General features: G+C 42.1%; 17 protein-coding genes and 1 tRNA gene. 10 read left to right on the plus strand and 8 right to left on the minus strand.

The genetic code is table 11. The features are described 5' to 3' along the window. The first annotated feature begins 59 nt into the window (after positions 1-59). Positions 60-863 carry an undecaprenyl-diphosphate phosphatase gene (locus ID47_RS03970; protein WP_038464126.1) on the plus strand — a complete coding sequence of 268 codons (804 nt, stop codon included), beginning with the start codon at positions 60-62 and terminating at the stop codon, positions 861-863. A gap of 162 nt (positions 864-1,025) precedes the next feature. On the opposite strand, the gene ID47_RS03975 is transcribed toward ID47_RS03970, so the two are convergent. Next, a complete protein-coding gene (locus ID47_RS03975) occupies positions 1,026-1,481 on the minus strand; it encodes a zinc-ribbon domain-containing protein (RefSeq protein WP_038464129.1) in 456 nt (151 codons plus the stop codon). Positions 1,482-1,759: 278 nt separating this feature from the next. On the opposite strand from ID47_RS03975, the gene infC reads away from it, so the two are divergent. After that, positions 1,760-2,305: a translation initiation factor IF-3 gene (gene infC, locus ID47_RS03980; protein ID WP_038467064.1), complete on the plus strand. Its 546-nt coding sequence runs from the start codon at positions 1,760-1,762 to the stop codon at positions 2,303-2,305. Between the two features lie 607 nt (positions 2,306-2,912). On the opposite strand, the gene topA is transcribed toward infC, so the two are convergent. From topA to ID47_RS04000, 4 genes are all read right to left on the minus strand, one after another. After that, complete coding sequence (gene topA, locus ID47_RS03985; protein ID WP_038464132.1) at positions 2,913-5,318, minus strand: type I DNA topoisomerase; 2,406 nt, start codon at positions 5,316-5,318, stop codon at positions 2,913-2,915. A gap of 59 nt (positions 5,319-5,377) precedes the next feature. Then, complete coding sequence (dprA, locus tag ID47_RS03990; protein WP_051908551.1) at positions 5,378-6,466, minus strand: DNA-processing protein DprA; 1,089 nt, start codon at positions 6,464-6,466, stop codon at positions 5,378-5,380. A gap of 299 nt (positions 6,467-6,765) precedes the next feature. Then, positions 6,766-8,403, minus strand: coding sequence for an exo-alpha-sialidase (locus tag ID47_RS11615; RefSeq protein ID WP_051908553.1), 1,638 nt, complete (start codon positions 8,401-8,403; stop codon positions 6,766-6,768). Between the two features lie 444 nt (positions 8,404-8,847). Further along, entirely contained in the window at positions 8,848-10,089 is a 1,242-nt protein-coding gene (locus tag ID47_RS04000) for an MFS transporter (RefSeq protein WP_038464138.1), read from the minus strand. Positions 10,090-10,221: 132 nt separating this feature from the next. Here ID47_RS04000 and ID47_RS04005 point away from each other — a divergent pair, with 132 nt between their 5' ends. From ID47_RS04005 to ID47_RS04040, 8 genes are all read left to right on the plus strand, one after another. Further along, a complete protein-coding gene (locus tag ID47_RS04005; RefSeq protein ID WP_038464141.1) occupies positions 10,222-11,133 on the plus strand; it encodes a DUF898 family protein in 912 nt (303 codons plus the stop codon). Positions 11,134-11,276: 143 nt separating this feature from the next. Then, positions 11,277-12,149, plus strand: a complete 873-nt coding sequence (locus tag ID47_RS04010; RefSeq protein WP_038464144.1) for a DMT family transporter — start codon at positions 11,277-11,279, stop codon at positions 12,147-12,149. Positions 12,150-12,218: 69 nt separating this feature from the next. Then, the gene (gene rpsD, locus ID47_RS04015; RefSeq protein WP_038464147.1) at positions 12,219-12,833 is read left to right on the plus strand and encodes a 30S ribosomal protein S4; all 615 of its coding nucleotides are present in this window, start codon (positions 12,219-12,221) and stop codon (positions 12,831-12,833) included. An 862-nt stretch (positions 12,834-13,695) separates the two neighbouring features. Continuing rightward, a complete protein-coding gene (locus ID47_RS04020; RefSeq protein WP_038464150.1) occupies positions 13,696-15,780 on the plus strand; it encodes a sodium-translocating pyrophosphatase in 2,085 nt (694 codons plus the stop codon). A gap of 115 nt (positions 15,781-15,895) precedes the next feature. Continuing rightward, positions 15,896-15,972 (plus strand) — tRNA-Asp (locus tag ID47_RS04025). Positions 15,973-16,246: 274 nt separating this feature from the next. Beyond that, positions 16,247-17,116, plus strand: coding sequence for a glycine--tRNA ligase subunit alpha (locus tag ID47_RS04030; protein ID WP_038464153.1), 870 nt, complete (start codon positions 16,247-16,249; stop codon positions 17,114-17,116). Then, positions 17,116-19,143, plus strand: coding sequence for a glycine--tRNA ligase subunit beta (gene glyS, locus ID47_RS04035; RefSeq protein WP_038464157.1), 2,028 nt, complete (start codon positions 17,116-17,118; stop codon positions 19,141-19,143). The genes ID47_RS04030 and glyS overlap by 1 nt, the downstream gene beginning before the upstream one ends. A 255-nt stretch (positions 19,144-19,398) precedes the next feature. Next, positions 19,399-21,630 carry a type II toxin-antitoxin system YoeB family toxin gene (locus ID47_RS04040; protein WP_038464160.1) on the plus strand — a complete coding sequence of 744 codons (2,232 nt, stop codon included), beginning with the start codon at positions 19,399-19,401 and terminating at the stop codon, positions 21,628-21,630. A gap of 99 nt (positions 21,631-21,729) precedes the next feature. On the opposite strand, the gene trkA is transcribed toward ID47_RS04040, so the two are convergent. The 3 genes from trkA to ID47_RS04055 are packed head-to-tail and all read right to left on the minus strand — an operon-like array spanning position 21,730 to position 26,744. Beyond that, the gene (gene trkA, locus ID47_RS04045; protein ID WP_038464163.1) at positions 21,730-23,106 is read right to left on the minus strand and encodes a Trk system potassium transporter TrkA; all 1,377 of its coding nucleotides are present in this window, start codon (positions 23,104-23,106) and stop codon (positions 21,730-21,732) included. Further along, positions 23,103-24,527: a nitrogen assimilation response regulator NtrX gene (ntrX, locus tag ID47_RS04050; protein WP_038464166.1), complete on the minus strand. Its 1,425-nt coding sequence runs from the start codon at positions 24,525-24,527 to the stop codon at positions 23,103-23,105. The genes trkA and ntrX overlap by 4 nt, the downstream gene beginning before the upstream one ends. Continuing rightward, positions 24,528-26,744, minus strand: coding sequence for a sensor histidine kinase NtrY-like (locus ID47_RS04055; protein ID WP_051908555.1), 2,217 nt, complete (start codon positions 26,742-26,744; stop codon positions 24,528-24,530). Positions 26,745-26,747 lie beyond the last annotated feature (3 nt).

Below are 26,747 nucleotides of genomic sequence, written 5' to 3' on the forward strand. Positions count from 1 at the left end.
AACTTTCTAGAATTTATGGGATAGTTTTATCATAAACTTCCATTACCTTAATTACTATTATGTCTTATCTTGCGATTCTTGTCCTGAGTTTTATTCAAGGCCTAACAGAATTTTTACCCGTATCCTCTTCTGGTCACTTGATTTTGATACCAAAGCTTTTTGGCTGGCCTGATCAAGGTTTAGAAATGGATGTTGCGGTTCATCTTGGCACTTTGTTATCCGTTATCTTATATTTTCGCGAGGATATTAAAGATCTAATACAACACTTCTTCAGATACATTGCCTCGGGGTTTAACCAAGAAAAATTTACACCTGAAACAAAACTCAGCTTCATCATTATTGTAGCCACCCTTCCTGCCGTTATTGTTGGATTTAGTTTGAAAAAAATGGGAATGGACATGATGCGGAGTATTCAGCTCATTGCAACAACCAGCATTGTTTTTGGAATTTTAATGTACATTGCTGATCGTCGACCACAATTATGGGGGCTGGATAAGATTAACTGGGGCTCAGGCTTTATCATTGGCTTGGCCCAAGCAATTGCCTTAATCCCCGGCACAAGTCGATCCGGTATATGTATGACTGCCGCTCGTGCCATGGGATTTGATCGCATCACCAGTGCTCGCTTTGCCTTTCTTTTATCCATTCCCGCGATTTTAGGTGCAGGCCTTTTAACCACCATTGATGCGGTGAAAGAAGGTCACAGTATTTTTAACGCCGTCTTTGGCATGGCGTTCGGCTTATCCTTCTTATTTGGGCTAGCCGCCATTCACTTTATGCTCAGCTTTCTGACGCGTCACGGCCTGGGAATCTTTACCCTCTATCGCGTTGTATTAGGGATCATTTTACTAACAGTTATGTAAGAGGATTTCTTAAAAATTAGCCATAAATCCTTTAAAAATCCTCTTTATCATGGGAGTGGGGTTGCTTACCCCTCCTCAGCAATCGCGGTAACAAGGAGTGCTGCTGCAGTATCCAATAAAAATTGATCCTAAATCAACAAACTGCGTAAGGCAGAAGTATCCCTATGCGGTTTTTTCTGAATCGCTAGATGGGAAATGACTGTTAGAGAGGTCGCTTAATTCGTCTTTCTGATCTTCTCTCTCATCCACCTCATTTACCTTAAAAGCTGTCGACATCTCGCTGATATGAGGAATGCCTTCTGAAGAGATAGTGCCTTTCTCATCACTTTCATTGAAGATAAAAGGGGCTACATTATTGCTATAAAACTTAGTTTTAAGATCTGCTAAGAAAACGTCGAGGCACGGATAACCAATATACAATGAAACCGCAATCACGCCCATGGCAGACCATAAAAGAATCCAATTGAATATATGGTTGGGTTTATGCTGTCCAATCGAAAGTATTTTGTGCTGATTTTCCCAAACATGCTGACAGGTACTGCAGCGAAATTTCGATACCGTAAAACTCGCCTGTGGCAGGTCGAACAAACTTTTACAGTTAGGGCATTGTACCAACATAACAGCCTCCTCCGCTGATATCTCTTATCACTCGATTCTGTATTCCTTAATCCACAAGGGTGTGGTGAACCTTATTTCTTCTAAAATGAGTCGAAAGGGACTCCATTCCAGATAGCCGCCCAGAACCTGCATTCAGTATAAAACAGTAATTAAATCAAAATAAAGCTTTCTCCTTAAAAGTTAAACTTTGCAGTTAGCGTTATTTTTCCTAGTGTGAAACAGTGAAATGATATATTGTGGTGTTAGGACAACGATATGTATTTGATGGAGAAGTTCGTATATCTCGCTTTAATAATAATGCCCCATCGCCAAAAGATGGACCTAGAGTTAACCAAGAAATTACATCCCGCGAGGTTCGCCTTGTTGGAGCAGACGGAGAGATGGTGGGCGTTGTAAGTCGCCAGGAAGCGCTTAGACTTGCCGTCGAAGCACGACTCGATCTCGTCGAAGTTTCCCCAAATGCTGAACCACCTGTTTGCAAAATATTGGACTATGGTAAGTACAAATACGAGCAACAAAAGAAAAAAGTCGAAGCCAAGAAAAATCAAAAGATTATTGAAGTCAAAGAAATCCAGATGCGTCCGGTTATTGATGAAAATGATTTCCAAGTTAAACTTAAGGCTATTCATCGTTTCTTAGGTGAAGGCAATAAGGTCAAAGTGGCAATTCGATTCCGCGGTCGCGAAATTACGCACCAAGAATTGGGTATGGAAGTGGTGAATCGCGTCAAAGACAGCGTTGGAGAAACAGCAAAAGTTGACCAGGCCCCCAAGCTTGAAGGCCGTCAAATTTTGATGGTTTTATCTCCTGCCTTGACAAAATAAAACCTAGGGGAGTGGTACCATGCTCCCTCTTTTCCTCTCCCTATCAAATTCCTTTAACAATTCTTAGCCTTAAGTTTTCCTTATCTCTGTTTAATTGCCATTCTTAGAAAATGGTATAAACCATAGTTTATAGAACAGTTGGCGTACTCACAGATATTCCGTAGAAGTTGAATACAAAGGCCTCCTATCAGAAACTATCTGGGGAACCTCCTTTCTATAAACGTCAATTAATTGAGAAGAAGTAACAACCAACTCAGTATAAATTAATACAGATTTATAGTAACGTTTTGAATGCATTTTCAAGATTTGAATACCTCCCCCACCTAAGGCTAAAAAAAATTTCAAAACGTGGAAACGGTGCCAAAAGAACACACAGGAAAATACTGGGGCTATTATATTAAGTCAGCTAGCCATGTCACAGCACTAAAGAACTAAATAATTGGACTTATTGCAATTCGCGAGAAAATACAAAACACCTAAGGGCATTTGAATAATAAGGGTGGGTATTGAATGATCTGACGAGGGTATTTTGCTACCCCTTTTCGCTCTATTCTATGGATAACGCTGCCCTTATATATAAGGACAGCGCCTAACCTTAATATCTATTCTAAGATTTTTTGCGACCAAAGCCCCGAGTTGATGGGGGTTTATTTTTCTTTTGAGTGATTAATTCAACAGCTCGTTCTATATTGACAGCAAACATGTCCTCATTTTTTGGTATCGAGGCAAATATGCTGCCACATTTCACATAGGGACCAAAACGGCCAACACTAACCGACAAAATCTCACCTGTTTCTGGATGGGGGCCCAATACCTTAGGCAAAGACTTCAACTTCATCGCAATGTCAAATGTCACTGCCTCTGGATTCAAGCCGGCAGGCAATGACACCCGTTTTGGTTTACTAACTGTCGGTTTTTTGCCTTTCTTTGGCTTAGTATCATCCTCGTCAGGGCTGATGGCCTTTGCTTCTCCCCATTGCAAGTAGGGGCCATACGGACCTTTGCGCAGGGTAATCGCCTCCCCTGTTTCTGGATCTTGACCAATAGCTTTGGGTTCATCCATAGCAATCGGCGCTTCCTCGCCTTCCCCCTTTTGAGAATCCATACTCAGGGGTTTTGTATATTTACACTCTGGGTAGTCAGAGCACCCAAGAAAAGCCCCATAACGGCTGAGTTTCAGACTTAAGCGCCCTTTCTGACATTGAGGGCAAACTCGAGATGCTTCATCACCTTGGAAGAGATGATGGCTCAAATCCTGTTCAAGAGAATCAATAACCTCTGTCATTGTCAAACTTTGAGTTGAATCGGTCGTTTGCTTAAAGGCTGACCAGAATTCCGTCAAAACATCTTTCCAAGCTGCCGCACCGTTCGAAATATCATCAAGCTGTTCTTCAAGGTTGGCGGTAAAATCATACTCAACATATCGCTTAAAAAAGTTGGTCAAGAAAGAGGTAACCAATCGACCCCGCTCTTCTGGAATAAACTGGCGCTTTTCAAGATGCACATAATCCCGATCTTGCAACACTTGAATAATAGAAGCATAGGTTGACGGACGGCCAATTCCCAGTTCTTCAAGCTTCTTAACCAGACTTGCTTCGGAATAACGCGGTGGTGGTTGCGTAAAGTGTTGGTTCGGAGTCACCTCTTGCACCCGTGCTAATTCGCCTTCTGATAACGGCGGCAAAAGCTTATCTTCATCCTCATCCCCTGCCCCATCATCTTTACCTTCTAAGTACAGCTTCATAAAACCGTCAAAAACCATGGTCGATCCCGTCGCTCGCAGCATAACCTGGCGATCATCAGCGACAATATCAACCCCCACTTGGTCAAATAAAGCTGTCTCCATTTGGGAGGCAACTGTCCGTTTCCAAATCAGCTCATATAATTTAAATTGGCTATCATCTAAGAAGGATCGCATTTCTGCTGGTCGACGCATGACAGAGGTCGGACGAACGGCTTCGTGCGCTTCTTGAGCGTTCTTACTTTTATTTTTAAAGACACGCGGTGTCTTAGGCAGATATTTATCTCCATAGCTTTCACTAATATGTTGACGGACTTCAGTCATTGCATCCTTTGAAATAGCAATACTATCGGTACGCATATAGGTGATTAAACCGGTCAATCCCCCTTGAATTTCAACCCCTTCATACAGGCGTTGAGCAATCTGCATCGTCCGGCTGGCACTAAAGCCAAGCTTGCGGGCCGCTTCTTGCTGTAAGGTGGAGGTCGTAAACGGAGCTGCAGGATTGCGCTTTACTTGCTTCTTTTCAACACTGTCGATTGAAAATTGACGGCTGCGGATAGCGTCACACGCGGCCTGAGCTTGGTCTTTAGATTTCAAATCCAACTTATCGAGCTTTTTCCCATCCAAATAAGTGAGGCGTGCTTTATAACCTTGATCGGCAGCATTCAACATATCAGTTTCGATCGACCAGTATTCTTGAGTCAGAAAAGCTTCAATTTCCCGTTCCCGGTCAACAATCAATCTCAACGCAACAGATTGAACACGCCCGGCTGATCGTGCCCCAGGAAGTTTACGCCATAAAACAGGAGATAAAGTAAAACCAACAAGGTAATCAAGGGCCCGGCGTGCTAAATAAGCAGACACTAACTCTTTGTTAATCTCACGCGGGTTCTGAATAGCGTTCTGAATGGCCCCCTTGGTAATTTCATGAAAAACAATACGTTTTACTTCTTTTCCCTGTAGCGCATTCTTTTCAGCAAGTATTTGCTGCACATGCCAAGAAATGGCTTCCCCTTCACGATCCGGGTCGGTTGCAAGTAAAAGCTGATCCGCGTCTTTCACGGCTTTGAGGATATCATTAACCTTGCTTTTGGCCCGGTCTTGCATTTCCCAGACCATTTTAAAATCATGGGCAGGGTCAACAGAGCCATTCTTGGAAGGAAGATCGCGAATGTGGCCATAACTTGCCAACACAACATAATCATTACCCAAATAACGATTAATTGTCTTAGCCTTCGCTGGCGACTCAACAACAACGACACTTTTCATAAAATCGAACCCTCCAAAGATTATTCTGCTTTATTTTCAAAACAGTAGCAAGATCTGATTCAGGCTACGAGATTAGAAATTGAAACAGTACCATTTGCCTGACGAACAATCAAGCCTTCTAACTCTAACTCTAAAACAATAGCCATAACCTCTTGGGTACTTAGCCTAAAATCTTCGGCAATAAAACTAATTTCGACGGGTGTATAATTCAATCCGAGTAAAATCTCCTCTTTCAGAGTGGCCGGAATTGCAAAGTCTCTATTCGAGGCAATGTAAGGTTCAGCTTCTGGCTCTGCCAAGGTATTTAAATCAAATTCAGGCTTTAATACGCGAATAATATCTTCTACTGTTTGCACCAAATGGGCCCCTTGTTTAAGCAAATGGTTACTTCCATGACAGCGGGGATCTTGAGGTGACCCTGGAACAGCAAAGACTTCGCGGGACTGTTCAAGAGCGTACTTAGTCGTAATCAAGGATCCAGATTTCATCGCCGCCTCAACCACAACAACACCGTCACTCAAACCAGAAATAATTCGATTACGTCGTGGGAAATGGTTTGACGATGGCTTCATGCCGATGAGCATTTCACTAATAATACATCCATTGCGTTGAATGTCATGGTAAAGTTCCTCATGTTCAGGTGGATAAATGATATCAACACCGCCAGCCACAACGGCAATTGTTCCCGACTCTAAACTTCCAAGATGGGCAGACCGATCGATTCCACGCGCCAACCCTGAGACAACCGTTAGCCCTACTTTACCCAAACTTTCTGCCAGAATCTGGGCATGCTTTTTAGCCATAAAAGAACAATTCCTTGCCCCTACCATGCCAACCATATCAGATTGCAGAATATCCACTTGACCTTTCACAAACAAAACAGCAGGGGCATCACGCAATTCTTTCAATCGTCTAGGATAACGGGGGTCTTCGCCCGTCACCAAGGTTACGTTCTTTTTATGGCACTCATTAACAAGATGATATACTTGTTTATCTGTCGGAATAACCTCTGTCCGGCCATTGTTTTCAAGCCATGCCAGCGCCTCGTCACAATTACCAAACCTTTCTATGGCTTGCCAAAAAGTTACAGGTCCTACATTCTTACAATGCGCGAGTTTTAACCATGAAATAAGCTGTTTTTCCGTCATGGTTGGAAAGCTAGCAGATTTAATTCAAATTTAGAAGGATTATTTTCACATTTTCCTAAACCCAATTCTAAGTAAATTATTTTAATGAAATTCGGAAGATACAGCTACCTCCCCACAAAATTTAACCATTCTATAAGAAGATTAGCTAAGGGCTCCTCTTTGCAATCATAAAGACTGTTTTACCCTGCCCAAAGCCTGGGCAGGATATATTAAATTTTCAACACAATTATTTTGCTTGATTTCTTCCTTTTCTACTTTACTCCACTACTTGATTTCTTTCCCATTAATCTTTCTTCTGATTAATTTATTGGTTTAATTTTTCTTGCTATTACTTCTTCCAAAACACCATAAGTAGCTTTCATTTTCCCCTTCATTATACCCTTTATGTATTTTTTTTCCTCATTCCTCTCAGTAATTTCTTCCATCTTTCCACCACTATTTTCGAATAGGGCTGCAGCAATCCCAGCATTTAATTTTCTATCAGTTTGATGAACAGCATCCTTTCCTCCATAAATGGCCGGCGTCGCAGTCAGCTTTGCTGTCGCTGTAAAAGGTAATTCCTGATTGTTAACACAATATACCCTTAAACCCAATTCATAGATGCCTTTTGCTGTGGGTGCCATTCCTGCAGTCACAGTAAACTTTCTTGTGCGAGACGTTGACCAGTTTTGATTTGCACTAACCTCAAATGAAGCAGAAACACTAGTTTCATCCTTAACAAATCCAACTAAACCGCATTCAACCTTAGCAGAGACCTGAGTGCCAAGCTTTTGAGCTAACTCCCAAGAAAAAGTTTCTTCGATACTACGCTCATAGATATTACTAATATTAACTCCTAATGCATCATCCACAACTTCTAAACGTTGAATTGAAACCATTTCTATTAGTTGTTTTTTGTCTTGTAAGTATTTCTCCATACCCCCATTAGGAAAAGTAAAATTAAAATCCTTTAAGGAAACCCTTAAGAAACCTTTTATACAAGCTTTAGTATACCAAATCTTACTATTTTTTAATGCTCCCCCATAGCTCAAACAAAGCTTATCTCCAAAACTCGCTAAAGCAGGAGAACACGACATGCTCCACATATTAGATCCGCTTATTTGGTGGCCTTTAGCCCAATTTTCTCCATCACTTGTTGCAGCGTACCAAAGTCGGCCACTTTGACCCATTCCCTGGTGAGCCACATAAAGCTTATCATCAAAAACGGCTAAAGCCGGCGACCCTGACAATCTAGCATCTGGAATTAACTTTGGCTGAGTCCAGCTTTCTCCATCACGAGTGGTTGCATACCAAAGATAGCCGTGACGCTTGTTATCTTGATATACGACATAAAGCTCATCATTAAACGCAACTAAAGCCGGAGAGCGTGACAATTTAATATCTCGAATTGTCTTGTGCTTACCCCAGTGAGATCCATTTTCAATTGTTGTGTACTTGAGGCCGTGAGAATCCTTATGGTGATATGCTAAATATAACTTATCATTAAGCACGGCTAAACTCGGAGAGCCTAACATAGCAACGTTTCCAATTTGTTTGCTTGGATTCCAGGCATTACCATCCTGGCTTACAGTATACCAAAGCTGGCCACTTTCACCCGCGCCCTGATAGGCCAAATAGAGATTATCTTTAAGCACAGCTAAACTCGGAGAGCCTGACATAGCAACGTTTCCAATTTGTTTGCTTTGATTCCAGGCATTACCGTCCTGGCTTACAGTATACCAAAGCTGGCCACTTTTCCCCGCGCCCTGATAGGCCAAATAGAGTTTACCATTAAATCCTGCTAAAGCTGGCGAATCTGTCATAGAAGCATTGGGTATTTGCTGACTCTCAGCCCAATCAAGAACCTCATTAGCACAAGCCAATGAGATGATAGAAAAAAGCGCATTTCCTAAACCTAAGATTTTTAATCTCCAAGAAGACTGGGTAAATAAGTACATGGATTACCTCCATTAATTTTTTAAGTTATAAATTATGACTGAAGGAAGAAAGGGGGGATTAGAATATTTTTAAGGGGTCGCAAAAGATTATTATTTAAAAGCTGATTTAATAAATCCCTATCTTCTCTCAATATACTTTAGTTATTTTAATTATTAATAAAGGTTTATATTTTATTGTTTTTCTCATTTTAACTAAAAAACACCAAAAAAAGGTGAAAATACAAGAAAAGTTACAATATTAACTTTAATAACTTTGTCCTATTTAACAGTAAGGACGCTTCGATCAGATCTATATTCTTTCTATAGCCAAAAATAGAGATGGCAACCCCTTAATTAGGCAACTCATTATTTTTTTAAATGTAAAATTCCCGTTTAAATAGAGCTATCTCGCGCTTCAGTGCACAAATAGAAATTTTAGGCCTACAATTTGAGTAATTTTTTGCCCTAATTCCTTGCCCTAATGCCCGGCAAACTGATTAAACTAATGAATCCGACCGCAGCAATCATAAAGGCAGGCACATATAAACTCCCCATCTTATCAATCAAGCCTGTCACCATAAAAGGAGCCGTCCCCCCAAAACATGCCACACTTATATTAAAAGATAGTCCAGCTGCTGTATAACGAACATGGCGGGGGAAAGCCGTTGACACAACAATTGGCAGAGTTCCATAAGCGGCCCCCATCAAAACACTAAATAGCATCTGCAGTAAAGCCAGCGACTCAATCGTCCGCGACTCAATAAGGTAACTGTAGAGAGGATAAGCTAGCCCCAAGAACCCAAAACTCACAGCCAACAGAACTTTCTTTGCGCCAATTTTATCGCCCACCCATCCAAAGAATGGAATACTTATAACTAAACTGCCCATACTAAGAGTATTCCAAAACAACACTGATGCTTCAGGCATATTTAAAAATAAAGTAGCAAAAGTTGTCATAAAAACAAAAATGATATAAACGCCAACGCCATCGAGCAAAATAATTCCCATTGCCCGGACAACTGATGCTTTATAACTGCACCAAATTTCTTTGATCGGCAATTGAGTCGACGAAGCCGTTTCAGCGATCTGTTCGGGCATATATTTACGAATCATATATCCGACAACGGCAGACAAGCTCCCTAATAAAAAGGGGATACGCCAACCGAAAGACCGCAAATCTTCTGCTGAAAGAACATGAGTTAAGAGTGTTGCCGCCCCTGATCCTAAAAATAATCCTCCCAAGGTTCCAAAGGAAGCTAAACTGCCCGCAAACCCTTCACGTCCCTGTGGTGCATGCTCAATCACAAAAATAAAGGAGCCACCATAGTTTCCACCGACCGCCAACCCCTGTAGCAACCGAATTACAACCAAGCCAACACTGGCAAAAACGCCAATGGTTTCATAGGTTGGTAACACTCCCAACAATGTTGTCGGTACTGCCATCATAAGCAGAGAAGCAGCCAGAGCATATTTCCGGCCCACCCGATCACCAATATAACCATAAAAGATGGCGCCTAAGGGCCGCATGGCAAAACCTGAGGCAAAGACAGCAAATGTCGCCAGAAGCGAGGTAACTGGATCATGACTGGGATAAAACTGCTGACCAATGATATTCGCAAAATACCCAAACAACGCATAATCATACCACTCAAATGCTGTTGCTAGGGATCCAAACAGCAAAGGTTTTGCTGAAAGTGTTTTCGTCATTATTCTTTCCTAAAAAGAATTTTTTTCAAGCCAATACCTTTGATCATATCCTGAATAAACTTGTGACGTTAACATTTTTTTAATTAAGATAACTTATCCTTATTTATATATCTAAGAGAGTAGGTAAATAAGATGTCCTCCCAAGACCATAACACCTTCCGCTATGATGGCAATTATTTCACTGTGTTTATGCTTTATGCCAAACTTTTTATCGGCACTCTCCTCACGCTTGGGGTTTATAATTTTTGGGGACGGACCAATATTCGTCGATATATGACGGGATCTATATTAATCCGTCAAGATCGCTATCAATATCATGGGACAGGTGAAGAATTATTCCTATCTTTTCTTAAAGTCTTAGGTCAAGCAGTTGTCTACTTAGCAGTCAATGCTCTCATTTTATGGGCTGCGATTCACTATCTGGGTTGGAATAGCGACTGGTTTATTGAAAGTCTCATCATCCTTAATTTTATCTTTATCGAGGGCGCTCTTTTTTATGCGATCCACAAGATTCTCAAATATCGATTTTCTCGCACCTCTTGGCGCGATGTTCGCTATCATTTAGAAGGATCGAGCTGGCAATTCGTGAAACTTTGTTTTATAAAGTCTGCCCTTAATATAATTAGCCTGGGTATTCTTGTCCCCCGCTCCACCCTAGACACCTATACTTTACTCATGAATAATATTTATTTTGGTGACCAACGCTATCGATTTAAATTTGAATCCCATAATCTTTTAAAACCCCATTTAATCTCTCTTCTTTTATTTATCCCAACCTTCGGTTTTTCGCGGGTGTGGTACTGGGTTAAATTACACAAATTTATGGCAGAACATTTAGAGTTTATGGACTTAAAGTTCATCAATACATCAACGGTAAAAGGGATACTCTCTCTTTACCTAACAAATAGTTTGATTATTGTGTGTACCGTTGGACTCGGAATACCGCTTGCCATCCACCGTTCTATAAAATATCACATAGAAAATCTCACGATCGTGGGCGACCTTGACCGTAAACGCATTATCCAAGCAAGAACACACCTCTAAGCAAGTGATTTTACTGAGCGGTCTTACCACACATCATGATTTTGCTCTTAACTTGTTAGGCATAATAATTCGCCCGTTTAAAAGCCTAAAATTTCATGGAATAATAAGAATATAGTCACTCGGTAGAATCTATTCTTATTTCCATGCAATACAATCCCCTTAAAGGCGCAATTTATATGCTTCTGGCCATGTTCAGTTTTGTGAGCGTTAATGCGTTTTTTAAAACACTTGAACATTCTTATCCGCCCTCTCAAGTGGTCTTTTTTAGATATTTCTTTGCTATTTTCCCCGCTTTCCTTCCAGCTCTTATAGGAAGTGAAATTTCACATCTGAAAGTTAATAACCTTCGAACCCATGCCTTTCGCGGCGCCATTGGGGCGCTCAGTTTATTTTTGCTCTTCCAATCTCTGAGCCTATTACCCTTGGCTGAGGCCGTTACAATTTCCTTTGCCACATCCTTTTTTGTTACAATCTTTGCTTACGCGTTGTTGTCTGAAAAAATTCACCCTCTCGTCGGGGGCGCAATTATCCTGGGATTTATTGGAATCTTAATCGTCGCGCAACCCAATGGCAATTTTTTGAGAATTGGCACCTTGTATGGCCTTGGCTCCGCCATGGCGGAAGGCTTTATTTTGGTTCACAGTCGGTTAATTGCCAGCCAAAATTCCAGCTCAGCCATTGCTTTTTATTATGCTTTATTTGCTGCCATTTTTGCAGGCATAACGCTTCCTTTTGTCTGGGTAACGCCCTCAAGCTATGACTTGCTGGTGTTAATTACTTTAGGCTTGGGCGGTGGTATTGGACAATACTTCCTGATTGCTGCGACTCGGTTAGCCCCTGCTCAAGTGCTGGCACCATTGATTTATAGCCAACTTTTATGGAGTATAATTTATAGTGTAATTTTATTTGATGAAATTCCTTCGAATTCGTTGTATACTGGATTTGGTTTAATTATCGCGGCAGGATTAGTGGTGATTTTTAAGGATAAAATCATCCAAATTAAACAAGCGAATTGACATATGCTATGAAAATGGTGTAAGTAATTCGATAAGATTTATATTTATTTTGGGTATATAGGTAATTTAATGACAAAGCGCATTAACGCTAAATATAAAATTGACCGCCGTTTGGGTATTAACCTTTGGGGTCGTGCAAAAAGTCCTGTGAACAACCGTAGTTATGGGCCTGGTCAACATGGTCAACAACGCTCTAAGCCTTCTGACTATGGCTTGCAACTTCGCGCCAAGCAAAAGCTAAAGGGATACTATGGTAACATTAGCGAACGTCAATTCCGTCGTTTGTATCAAGAAGCTATCCGTCGTCGCGGTGACACCTCTGAAAATCTAATTGAACTGCTAGAACGCCGCTTGGATGCGGTTGTTTATCGCATGAAGTTTGTTGCAACACCTTTCGCTGCACGCCAATTAGTTAACCATGGCCACGTTGCCGTTAACGGTAAGCGCGTCAATATTCCTTCATTCCAATTGAAAGATGGTGACGAAATTTCATTGATCGGTAAGATCAAAGAAAACGCAAACGTTATGGGAGCCACTCAATCCAATGAACGCGATGTTCCTGAGTATATGACTGTCGACCATAAAAAAATGGAAGGTAAGTATATTCGTGGACCAAAATTCACTGAAGTTCCTTATCCAGTCCACATGGAACCAAATTTGGTTATCGAATTTTACTCTCGATAATAACAAACTTGTTAAAGTTTTTAGAAAAACCTCCTTTATGGAGGTTTTTTTATGCCCTTATTCTTAAAAAGAAGGACCGGGAGAAGAGAGCCTTTTTTTCCAGACAAACGGCCACCCCGGCAAGAGAATATATAACGGAGCATTCTCCCTCATTCCGGCCTTGAGCCGGAATCCATGCCTCTCTTTTGAGGCAGCATGGCTTTATCACAGCTATGCTTTCCTAAGCCTTACCATCATCATCCCGACACCGGTATGGTTTCCGGGTCGCGCTGCACTTGCCCGGAAAGAAGGTTCTTTTTCCAGGCAAACGGCCACCTCGAAAGAGAGTATATAGTGGAGCATTCTCCCTCATTCTGGCCTTGAGCCGAAATCCATTTCTCTCTTTTTGAGACAAAATAATTTTATCACAGCTATTCTTCCCAAAGCTTTGCTATCATCCCGACACCGGTATGGTTTCCGGGCCGCGGTGCGCTTGCCCGGAAAAAGGAAACTTTTCCCCGCTGAACCGAAGAGCCGGGAAAGAAGAGAGAAAGATGGACCGGAAAAGCAAAGAGAAAGGAATAGCTATAGAATCGTTAGTAAAATTAGATTTGTATTTCTTTCAAGGAAGATATAAATTCCTTTTATTATATAAAAGATTTATTTTCTTTTTATAAGACCCGAGAGAGCGTTTGATACCCATTGCTTGCATAACTAAACTACCGAATAAGCAGGCCTTATTTTATAGGACTATATTATCTCATTCTTACCTTGTAAAGACTGCAATACATTCGTAAGATTAAGACAAAATTATTTTAAAACTACAAAAAGGTATTTAAGGATAGAAAAGCACTTAATTAACTAAAGAAAAGGGGTTTATCCAATGGACCTGTTAATCCCAGTAATTATAAGCTGTGCCGTCTTAGCCGTCCTTTATTCTCTCCATGCCAGTCGATCGATTTTGGCAGCTAATCCCGGCACACCTGAAATGCAAGCTATTGGAGCGACTATTCAACAAGGAGCCCAAACTTATCTTAATCGTCAATATAAGACAATTGGAATTGCTGGTACCTTTATCGCCCTTCTTTTAGGATACTTTTTATCTCCCTTTATCGCAGCTGGTTTTATCATCGGCGCCCTTTTATCCGGCTTAGCCGGTTACGTCGGGATGAATGTTTCGGTGCGTGCCAATGGTCGTACAGCCGAAGCGGCAAGAACTGGCTTGGCTCCCGCGCTGACGGTGGCCTTTAAAGCCGGCGCCATCACCGGGATGTTAGTTGTCGGCCTTGGGCTCTTGGGGATCGTAACCTACTACTCCTATCTTATCAACAGTAATATTGATCAAAAATTACTACTCGAATCATTAGTTTCCTTAAGTTTTGGTGCTTCTCTGATCTCTATTTTTGCGCGCCTCGGCGGTGGTATTTTTACAAAAGGTGCTGATGTGGGAGCTGATTTAGTTGGAAAAATAGAACTAGGAATTCCAGAAGATGATCTCCGCAACCCAGCTGTTATTGCTGATATGATTGGCGATAATGTTGGCGATTGCGCTGGCATGGCTGCTGATTTATTTGAAACATATGTTGTCACTATTGTCGCTTCTATGCTGTTAGCAGCGATTTACTTTATGGGTCCCTTACAGCATCTTTTGATGCTTTACCCGCTAGTGATTAGTGCCGTTTGCATTATTGGCTCACTGCTTGGAACCTTCTTTGTCCGGCTAAGAGGTGATAATAAAGTCATGAAAGCGTTGTACAAAGGATTCCTAGCCACCCTAATTATTTCTGCCATTCTAGTTTATGGAGCAACACGGTGGATATTTAGAGAAATAAAGACTCTGGGGTTCCTTGATATTCTTCCCTTCACAGAAAAAAATATTATGGTGTGTGCCCTGACAGGTCTTATTATTCCCGCTCTATTGTTCCTAATTACAGAATATTACACCTCCCTCGCCTATCGTCCTGTTAAAAGCATTGCAGCTGCCTCAGTTCCTGGTCATGCCACAAACATTATCCAAGGTCTCGCTATTTCAATGGAAGCAACAGCGCTTCCTCTTATTATTATCTCCGTTGGTCTCATCATTGCTTATTTAAATGCCAGTCTATTTGGTGTCGCTATTACAGCCACCACCATGCTGGCGATTGCTGGCATCGTTATTGCTTTGGATGTTTTTGGCCCGGTGACAGACAACGCCGGCGGGATTGCGGCAATGGCAAAGTTTCCCGCCGAGGCTCGTCATATCACAGAAATCCTTGATGCCGTGGGCAATACAACCAAAGCCATTACGAAAGGGTACGCCATTGCCTCCGCCAGTTTGGCATCCTTAATCCTATTCACAGCATTTGGTGAAGATTTAGCCTATTATTTTCCCCACATTAAAGTAGATTTTTCCTTAATGGACCCCTTTGTGTTGATCGGCCTCTTTCTGGGTGGACTGCTGCCTTATTTATTCGGCGCCATGGGCATGAAAGCCGTGAGTCGGGCTGGCAGAGCGGTCGTGATCGAAGTGCGCCGCCAATTCAAAGAAATTAAAGGCCTTCTCACAGGCACTCACATGCCTGACTATTCCAAAGTTGTGGATTTATTAACTCGAACTGCACTTAGAGAAATGATTGCCCCCGCCCTGCTCCCCCTTTTAGCCCCCTTAATCCTTTATGGATTAATTCATACAGCCGTGGGACAGTCTCAAGCGTTTACGGCCCTCGGCGCAATGCTTATGGGAACAACCTTGACCGGCTTATTACTTGCGATTTCGATGACATCTGGGGGAGCTGCCTGGGACAATGCTAAAAAATATATTGAAGCCGGTCATTATGGTGGCAAAGGATCTGAGGCTCATAAAGCAGCTGTAACCGGCGACACTGTTGGCGATCCTTACAAGGATACAGTCGGACCGGCAATCAACCCTATGATTAAAATTACCACGATTGTGGCAATTCTTTTATTGGCGATTCTGGCCCGATACTAGGGTCTAAAATATTTTTTTTAAAAAGCTATCATTTTTGTCGGGTTTTTTTGTTGACAGTATACCCCCAAGTGCGTTAGAAAATAAAAGACATCAGCACTGATGATGCTGAAAAGGAGGGGGTGTAGCTCAGTTGGTTAGAGCGTCGGCCTGTCACGCCGAAGGTCGCGGGTTCGAGTCCCGTCACTCCCGCCATTTTTTATTCTTCCCCCCTTATATTTAATACCCCAGACAATCTAAAGATGCGGAAATTTTAATGCCTAGATTTAGTCAATTTTTTGATGGTATTCAGATGCTACCTTCTGACATTTCCGCAAAAAAAGCTTAAAAAGACACAAAGAACAAAGATGACAGGAAAAAAAGTGCTTCTTGCCAATTGGTGAGATATGCTTATTTGAATGTAAAACTTGACCCTCGCCCTTCATTTAGTTAGGTTGGAGTATCAACATACTCAAACCATAATACGCCAATGAATCCGCAAGAATCCTTTCAACAAATGATCCTAAACCTACAACAGTTTTGGGCGAACTGGGGCTGTGTTATTCTTCAACCCTATGATGTCGAAATGGGTGCGGGAACTTTTCATCCAGCAACGACTTTGCGCTCGCTTGGCAAAGACCCATGGAATGCTGCATATTTACAACCTTCCCGTCGTCCGAGTGATGGTCGATATGGGGATAATCCTAACCGCCTCCAGTGTTTTTATCAGTTTCAGGTCATCCTAAAACCAGCCCCAGCGGACCCGCAAAATTTATATTTGGACTCTCTCAAGGCAATTGGTTTTGATTTAACAAAACATGATATTCGGTTTGTGGAAGATGACTGGGAAAGTCCAACCTTAGGCGCCGCTGGCCTAGGGTGGGAGGTGTGGTGTGACGGATTAGAGGTCACGCAGTTTACCTATTTCCAACAAGTTGGGGGTATTGATTGCGATCCGGTCTGTGTTGAAATTACTTATGGATTAGAACGACTGGCAACCATTGCTCAGGGCTTGGACAATGTCTACGATCTTAATTGGAATGGTCAACAGGGAGAAAAGAAACTCACCTATGCCGATGTCTTTAAACGAAATGAAGTTGAATTTTCTCATTACAACTTTACCCATGCTAATACAGAAAAATTATTTGAGCACTTTCAAGATGCAGAGCGAGAATGCCAGAAATTGCTTGAGGCAAAGTTAGCCTTACCCGCCTATGACCAGTGCATTAAGGCCAGCCATTTGTTTAACCTTTTGGATGCTCGCGGTGTGATTAGCGTTGCAGAACGGGCCAGCTATATTGCCCGTGTACGAGCCTTAGCCAAAGGATGCTGTCAAGTTTACGTAGAAGAGATTGCCTAATGTCACAAGAATTTTTATTTGAGATTTTGTCGGAAGAAATTCCCGCCCGCATGCAAGTCCAAGCGATGGCTGACTTTAAAGTTGCCTTTACTACAAAACTTAATGCCGCTGGCCTTACCTTTACTCATGTGGAAACCCACATCACGCCCCGCCGTCTTGTGGCTTGTGTTTCTGGGCTTGCATTTTCCACTCAAGAAATCTGTGAAGAACGCCGGGGGCCGCGTCTAGAAGCTCCCGAGGCAGCGTTACAAGGTTTCCTTAAATCGACAGGATTAACAAAAGACCGCTTAACCCAAAAAGACGGTTATTGGTACGCCACGCTCGCCACGCCGGCGACACCATCCGAGACTCTTTTACCCGACCTTTGTCGTGACATTATGCGCAACTTTAGATGGCCAAAATCCATGCGTTGGTACGGCGCGTCTCAGACATGGGTTCGCCCCGTACGCGGTATTCTTGCTATTTTAGAGGGAAAGGCTCTGACCTTTGAGGTGCCGGAATTTAACCTAACCTCAAGCAATAGAACAAACGGCCATCGTTTCTTATCCGTTGGCGATTTTAAAGTAACATCCTTTGCGGATTATAAGCAACAGCTTGCAAATCGACAGGTCATTCTTAGCCACCAACAACGTCAAGACTCTATTCTTACTCAGTTGATTCAGCTGGGAAAAAACCAAGGATACACCCTTGAACCCGATGACAAGCTTTTGGAAGAAGTAGCCGGATTATCCGAGTATCCCCAACCTATTTTGGGCGAAATTGACAAAGAGTTTCTTCACTTACCCAAGCGCGTCTTGTCCACCTCTATGCGCGTGCATCAAAAATATTTCACCTATTTGGATGCTGATGGTAAGGTAGCGCCTATTTTTGGCCTTGTCGCTAACACAATCCCCAGCGATGATGGAGCAACCATGTTACGCGGCTATGAACGCGTTTTGAGGGCTCGTCTGAGTGATGCAAGTTTCTTCTATGAGCAAGACCTTAAGACGCTCCTTATAGATCACCTTCCTCGCCTCCATCAAATTGTCTTTCATGCAAAACTTGGATCCTTGGGACAACGGATCCAGCGTCTGATGAAACTGGTGGAATCAGTCCCTGCTAAGCGGGCAGCAGAGCTCTGTAAATCTGATCTTGTCACCAGCATGGTGGGGGAATTTCCAGAATTACAAGGATACATGGGAGGTATTTATGCCTTAGCCCAAGGCGAAGCTTTAGAAGTTGCTCGCGCCATCGAACAACATTACCAACCTCTAGGGCCGGCGGATGCATGCCCCACAGATCCTGTGGCTATTGACCTTGCCTTAGCAGAAAAGCTAGACACGCTGGTAGGTTTTTTTGCGATCGGTGAGCTACCGACAGGATCAAAAGATCCCTATGCATTACGCCGTGCCGCCCTTGGGGTGATTCGACTCATCCGGGAGAATGACCTAAAAGACATAAGGCTGTTTGATAAAATTAATAGATCTCTTGCTCTTTATTTAGATCAAGAAATCCAGTTAGCAGCAGGATTCGATGCAAATCAGATTCTAGATTTTATCATGGAACGTTTAGGACATGCTCTTAAAGCCGAAGGCTTACGTCATGACACCATTGCCGCTGTTTTAGGATCAGCTAATCGTGGTGATAATATTTGCGGAGTTGTTGATCGCATACGGGCCTTGAATGATTATCTCACCAGCGAGGCGGGTATTTCCTTACAAGCTGCCTTCCGTCGGGCTTATGGTATTTTACCAAAGGATAGCCCCATTCCTCAAACTGTCCAGCCCCAGCTGTTTACAGAAAAGGTAGAAACAGTTTTATACTCTGAACTACAGACAGTGACAGCGCGATGCCAATCATTGTTACAAAAGCATGATTATGGACAATTAATGACAGTGTTAGCGAATCTTAAGAATCCCATTGATGCCTTTTTTGAGCTAAAGATCAATGATGACAATTTAGATATACGCCACAATCGCTTGGCACTGCTACAAATGCTCATTAATCAAATAACGATCATCGCAGACTTTTCAAAACTAGAGGGCTAGAGAGGTTAACTCTCCTCCTCTCTCTTTTCAAAACTAGGGCTTTAATTTAAGTTGTTTTCCTGAAATAAATAAATATTTTATATTCATCAACCTAGATTATTGAAGTCAATTCTGAATCACCTCCATCTTCACAACGCTGTCTTTTACTTAAAAAATTAAAATATTTGAGTTTTTCTCTAATTAATTTTTTTTATTTGATCTTAGGATGTTTAACACATAGTGTATTAAAAAAATTAAGTTTAAAGAGAGTATAAAATGAATCGCTTTATTTTTTCTTTGCTTGCTACAACCTTCTCTTTCTTAATCTCCTCTGGCGTATTAGGGATGGATCATCCAAAGATGAATGTTGAAAGAGTCGCTTCTCAGTTTTCTTCCTTTTCAAATCCTGAACTTTTTCAATTTCCCTTCTTACAGGAGGGGAGAGAAGATAAGGATCAAGGGCAACAAAAAACACAAGAAGGTATACGTGCAAAAATTCAAGGCGACGGTAATCTTGCAAGGGAATCATTTTTAGAGGCAAGTGCCCTGGGGTCTGAAGCAGCCATGACTCAGCTGGGGCATATAGCATTGGGAGAGAGAAACTATCAAGAATCCTTTCACTGGTACAATCTTGCGCAGCATACAAGTTTTTTAAAAACAGGAACTTATAGTCAGGGGCCATCAGCCACAGGTATCTTAAAAGCAGGGAGTCAAGACCCTTCTTTATTAAATCCAGAATACCTACTTCTTATAAAAGGATTTAATCGCTATGACTTTTCTAAGCATCCTACCTCTGTCAGAGCACAATTTTTATTAAGCCAATTGTGCGAAAAATTGATCGTTTATCCTTCCTCCCCTTTAAATGATAATTTGTATTGGGGCCTTGCTATGCTGGGAAATGAGCCTGTTTTGTGGGAACGTCTGGGGTGGCTGTATGAGGCAAAAAAATTAGGACCAAGCCTTAATGAAGCCGACCGCTATCAACAAGAAGCCAATTGCTTTTGGCATTCAAAAACGCCAGAGGGGTGGTATGCTCTTGGCGACTTAATTTTTGAGAAACAAGCCTTGCATACCCTGGACGGTAAGCGTATTTCAAATTTAGAAAGACCTCTTCTAGCTGCTGAATGTTATCGACACTGTGGTCTTCCTAAGGGTCTTTTTATGTTAGGCGTCATGATCCACAATAAAGAAATTCATCGGGATGAAAATAATGAATTTTTTGAAGAAAAGGACCGCGATAAAGTGACAGCCCGATGTTTGTTAAAGGCAGGCATGCCTATGTCTTTCTATCATATTGCAGAACTACTTAAAGAGAAGAAGATTAAGTGTGATACTAAAGGCAAGTTTATTGATACTGATGTTCCGGAAAGTTTTTACGCTGAGACAGCAGCCTTTTACTGTCGTAAAGCAAACTTGCCAGTTTCTCGCTTAGCCCTTGCAGGATTAATTGTCACAAAAGCGATTAAAACGGATGAGAAAGGAAAGAAAATAACGTCTGAGCGAGAGTATTTCTCAGCTGTTGCAAGATGTTTAGAAGGGCTAAAACGAGAAGATTTTTCTTTTGAATCTGATCTTAAATCTTACCTAACAAATTTAGGGGCTTATATTGAGCAAGGAATTTTAACTTACGATGAAAAAGGGAAGAAAATAAAATCAGAAAAACAACGAGGAGAAATTGCTGCAGCATATTTGAGAGAAGCGGGAACACCTTTGGCTTTGAGCAACCTTTCTGGATTAATTCTTCAAAAACTAACAGATCTTGATGAATTTGGAAATAATATCCACACGGATGAAGAACGTTTTCAGACCGCGGAAAGATGTTCTTCCTCCCACTATCCTTATTCTATCTATAATTTAGCTTTGATTACTTTATATCGTTATCCTTATATTGTAGATTACAAAGAAAGGGCTTTAAGGTATGCGTTTCAAGCCATTGTGTGCGGGGACGATGCAGCAATCGATCTTTACATACAAATTAAGAAAGAAATTGAAAAGGCATCCCAACCCTTAAAAAAAGAAGAAACAAAGAATTTAGAAACAGAAATCAATAAAAGTTCCCATCAACCGCTCGAAGAAGAAGAGGACGCTTATTCAGAAACAGTTGAAGATGAAATAACGCCTGCCGGTCGGCAAAAAATGAAAGAGATTACAAAAAAACTTAAAAATCATCGAGTAAATTATAAAAAGCTTGTTCACAGACAAATTTCGACAAAAGAATTTAATGATCTATTAAAGAATCAAAATAGAGATACTCAAAGAGGGTTTCAAATAACTTGGTCAGATAAGGCAATTAAACAATTTCAAACTCTTCCAACATACGAAGCTAAAAAAGTAAACTATCTTATTCAATTAATCAAAGAGGGAGACATCCAACGAGGGCGACCCGAAACTCTTAAAGACAAGAATAAGATTATTACCAGACGGATTGATAAGGGCGATCGCTTGGCTTATAAACTAACAGAAAATGGTATTCACATTATCTCTACCAAGGGGCATATTGAAAAGTAATAAGACAGCGGGGTATAGGACATATCTGTAAATAAGAAATTGGGAGAGGCTGGAAGAAGAGACCCGCCCCTAAGATATAAAAATATTTAAAAACTACCCTTACAAATAGCCCGGTCGTTCAGCAAACAAACGCTCAACCTTTGGAACGGAAGCCTCTGTCACCGCAAGAATTAAACGATCCCCCACGCGGATTGTCGTCTTGCTCGGCATAATGAAAAATTGGTCACTTCGATAAAGGCCAGCTACTTCAATTTGTCCGCGAATTGTAATATCTTCTAACGTCAATCCCACCACGTTTGTGGTTTCTTTGGCTTCCGCTTCAATAATTTCAACCTCACCATCCTTTAGAGAATGCACAGAGCGAATTTGCCCTTGACGCACATACTGAAGAATTGTTGAAACCGTAATAGCATGCGGACTAATGACAGCATCAATACCAAGAGAAGTAACCAGAGAGGCGTAGTCCATATTATTTAAAAGGATGAGAGCACGAGAAGCCCCTTGTTGCTTAGCCAATAAGGCAGCTAAAATATTGACTTTATCATCCTCCGTGACACAAACAATGGTGTCCGTTTCATGAATATTAGCCTCGGTTAGGATTTCCGCATCCAAGGCATCGCCACATAAAACTTCTGTATGACGCAATTGGCGTGCCACTAACTCTGCACGCGTCGCTTTGCGTTCTATAATTTTAGTCGTTTGGTGAGCCGCATTGGTTTCCATTTCTTGAGCCAAAGCGAGGCCTATACTGCCGGCCCCCACAATTAAGATGCGTTTGCCATAAATTGAATCTTGGTGAAAATGCCGCATTATTTCTGGAATATAATTTTGGTGTGCGATGAAATAAACCTCATCCCCCAGCAGAATCTTTTCTTCTCCTGATGGAATGAACATTTGTCCGTTGCGATAAATACACGCAATCATAAATTCCAATTTGGGGAAATGGCTGGGTAAAAATTTTAAGGGGGTATTTAAAATGGCAGAGGGGTGATCACATCGCACCCCAACAATTTTAACCTCACCACTATCAATTGATTTAACATCAAACGCCCCGGTCACCTGCAAGCTTCGACTAATTGTGCACGCCACTTCACTTTCGGGAGAGATAATATGATCAATAGAAATACGATCTGGATTAAATAGCCAGTGTAAATTGGGATCTAAATAGCTTTGGTTGCGAATACGTGCAATTTTTTTTGGCACTTTAAAGAGAGAATTTGCTACCTCGCAGGCAACAATATTGACTTCATCAGAAGCTGTCACGGCTATCAGCAGATCTGCTTCATAAAGGCCAGCTCTTTCTAAAACATCCGGATGAGATGCATATCCAACAACAGGTTGGATATCGATACTGTCGCTCAGTTTACGCAGCAATTCGCCCGATTGATCAACGATGGTAATATCATTGTCTTCACCCGATAAATATCGCGCAATATTAAAACCAACTTGCCCTCCCCCCAGGATTACGACTTTCATGCGATGTGCACATCCTTTTCTAAGCCGTCTTCTTCTTCCGGTTCTCCTCGTCCTTCATGGACGCCTAGAGCTCGTAATTTGCGATGTAAAGCTGATCGCTCCATTCCAATGAAACGGGCTGTTTTTGAGATATTACCACCAAATCTATTGACTTGGGCCAGCAAATACTCTCGCTCAAAGGCTTCACGCGCTTCTCGTAAGGGCATGACAACAATGGCTGGGTTGCCGACACTTGGCATCTTAACATCCGAGCGAATTTCAGGCGGCAACATAGAACAGGTCACCGGATCCCGATGATCCCCCGAGGCCATCAGCAAAATCCATTCCACAACATTCTTTAATTGGCGTACATTGCCCGGCCAAGAGTAGGATTGCATCATAATCAAGGCTTCTGGGGCTAGAGTTCTGAGGGCACGACCATGAGATTGACTACCCTGTCGCATAAAGTGCTGCACAAGGTCAGGAATATCTGTCAACCGTTCAGTTAATGGAGGAACCTCAATGGGGATCACGCTTAATCGATCATATAGATCTTGACGGAAACGACCTTCACGGATCTCCTCAGCAACGTATTTAGAGGTCGCAGAAATGATCCGAACATCAACTTCGATTTTTTGATTATCCCCTAATCGACAAAACCCCCCTTCTTGAAGCACCCGAATTAACTTTGCCTGAACCGGCAAAGGGAGGTCCATAACTTCATTCAAGTATAAGGTGCCACCATGGGCTCGCTCAATCAAACCAATTTTACGGGGCAAAGACTCATCCATGCCCATAATTTCTGTTCCAAATAACTCTGCTTCAATCTGATCAGGGTGAATCGTAGAACAGTTAACATAAGTAAATGGTAAATTAGACCGCTTAGAGTTTTGATGAATCAGCCGTGCCACCACTTCCTTTCCAGAACCGGATGCTCCTCCAATAAAGATGCGACTATTGCTAACTGCAACTTTTTCAATGGTGTGGCGAATGTGGGAAATAACCGTTGAAGCCCCAACCAACTCAGTGCTCCCTGCTTTAACCTTAAGCTCTTCGTTTTCACGGCGCAGTTTTGCTGCTTCTAAGGCACGATTAATAACAAGTAACATTCGGTCTGACTCAAAAGGCTTTTCGATAAAATCATAAGCCCCCCGCTTAATTGCAGAAACAGCTGTTTCAATTGTTCCATGGCCGCTCATCATAATAACTGGAACATGCGGGTGATCCCGCTTGATCATTTCAAGGATACGAATCCCATCCCGTTCCCCATCGCCCAACCATACATCCAAAAGGACAAGATTGGGTTGTCGAAACTTAATAGCTGCCAACGCCTCTGTTCCATCTTTGGCAAGGCGCGTTCCATACCCTTCATCAGACAGAATACCCGCTACTAAATCCCGGATATCAGCCTCATCATCAACGATTAAAATGTCCTGAGTCATTTATTCACTCATCCGTTTTGTTACCACTGGCAATTCAAAAAGCACACGAGCCCCCCCAAGAGGGCTATCCCCTAATTCTAATCGACCTCGATGGTCTTCTATAATTTTAGACACAATTGCAAGACCAAGACCAGTCCCCTTAGAATGGGTTGTATAATATGGCTCTGTCAGGCGTTCTCGGCCGTTAACCGGCAAGCCTGGACCATTATCATCAACCGTCACACAGCACTTGGTATCCACACGCGACACCGCGATCACTATTTCGGGCTGACTTGGTTTTTTAGCAGATGCGATTTCATCAAGCGTTACTGCATTAATAGCATTTTGCAATAAGTTTGTCAGCACTTGACTCATCTGAACAGGGTCACAATTAACAAAAATTTCCTGTTCTGTTGGGTTAAATGAAAATCTAATATCAGGGTGAGCTTGAACCTGAAGCTCAAGGGTATTGCGACAGATTTCAACGAAATTATCAATTGTTAAAATTGGCTCTGGCATACGAGCAAATGATGAAAATTCGCTCACCAATCGGCCAATTTGTCCCACTTGACGGACAATGGTATCAACACAATTTTGAAAAACCTGTGGATCTGTTTGTATTTCTTTGAGGTATTTACGCTTTAACCGTTCAGCCGATAGCTGAATTGGCGTCAATGGATTTTTAATTTCATGTGCAATTTTACGAGCCACATCAGACCAAGCTGCCTTGCGCTGAGCCGACATTAATGGCGTTACATCGTCAAAAGTTATTATAACTCCCGATTTAAGACGCTCTGAATGATCGGTCACAACTACCAGCTGCAATATACGCATAACCCCCCGACGCATCAATGTTAACTGCGTGGAAACGACTCCTTCGGGATCATCGACCGCTTGCTCAATCAAGGGTTTAACTTCAGGCAGCAATGTCGTTAATTCTAGCGCTAAGGCCTCCTCTCTGATATCCAATAATTCCCGCGCCCGACTGTTGATCAAACTCACAATACCACAGTGATCGGCACTGATAACCCCAGCGGAAATACGGGACAAAACAGTTTCCATAAATTGGCGTCGCTGATCAATCTGTAAACTTGCATTAACAAGATCTTGCCGTTGATGACGTAACTGATAGGTCATGCGATTAAATGCCTCGGCTAAGCTTCCAAGTTCATTATTGATCGATCCCTCCGGATCTACCTTAACTTCAAGGTTCCCCTGGCTAACAGCATTCGATGCTGTAATTAACCGGCTGATCGGACGAACGAACAAATTAGCAACGGTTAACCCCGCCCAAACAGCTGCCAGCAACAACAGTAAGGCTACCACAGAAAAGAACACAATAAAGGTAATCTGCAATCCAGATCGCTGTGCATCAAGGCGTTCATATTCTGAAATAGCACTTTCCGTTTGCTTAACATGGCGCAGAACATCGGCATCAATTAACTTACCCACATATAAAAAGTAATGCCCTTCAGGATCGAGCCGAGTCAAAGCCCGGACGCGGTCCTCTTTTTCATTCGATAAAACAACCATTTCCCCAGCTTTTGCCCGTTGAAACGCATCGACAAGTACTTTTTCAAACTCAAGAGCAAAGGTCAAAAATGCCCGCCCCACAACGGTCCCATATTGATCAAGAATTAAGGCTTCATCAATACCGCGATCCCGGGTGATTTTAGTTAATTTTTCCGAGAGTTGTTCAGGAAATCGCGCTTGAACCCCAATGCTAGGCGCCAGTTCGTTAAGGATAGCCACCGCATCTTCTTCAATCGATCTAGCTCGTTCATAAAGGTAAGCATTAGCAACAACTTTGGCTTCATTCAATGCTAATCGAACAGGCTCACTGAACCAAGCTTTTACCCCGACATTAAAGAACAAGGCAGAAAAAACGGTCACAAAAATTCCAGGCGTAATCGCAACAAAAGCAAACAAAGCCGCAATCTGAACATGAAGCTTTGAGCCTGCCGATCCTTTGCGCCGTTCTGTCCATAACTCAAGAAGTCGCTTAGCAATAATCACCGACAGCAAAAGCATTAAGGTTAAGTCAAGATAGATTAAAGGTAGAACTCGGCTGGATTTATCGCCAAAGTCATCAGTGCCTGTTAAGACAAGGTAAGTGGCCACCCCCGATAAAATAGCAGCCACACTTAAGAAAAACCCAATACGCCGCAACCATAAATCATTCTGGACTGATCGTCCGATCCATTTTGCAAGCCTTTGCAACACCTTTTGTTTTGCCATCAA

Source organism: Candidatus Paracaedibacter acanthamoebae (genome assembly GCF_000742835.1).
In the GTDB taxonomy this organism is placed as follows: Bacteria; Pseudomonadota; Alphaproteobacteria; order Paracaedibacterales; family Paracaedibacteraceae; genus Paracaedibacter; species Paracaedibacter acanthamoebae.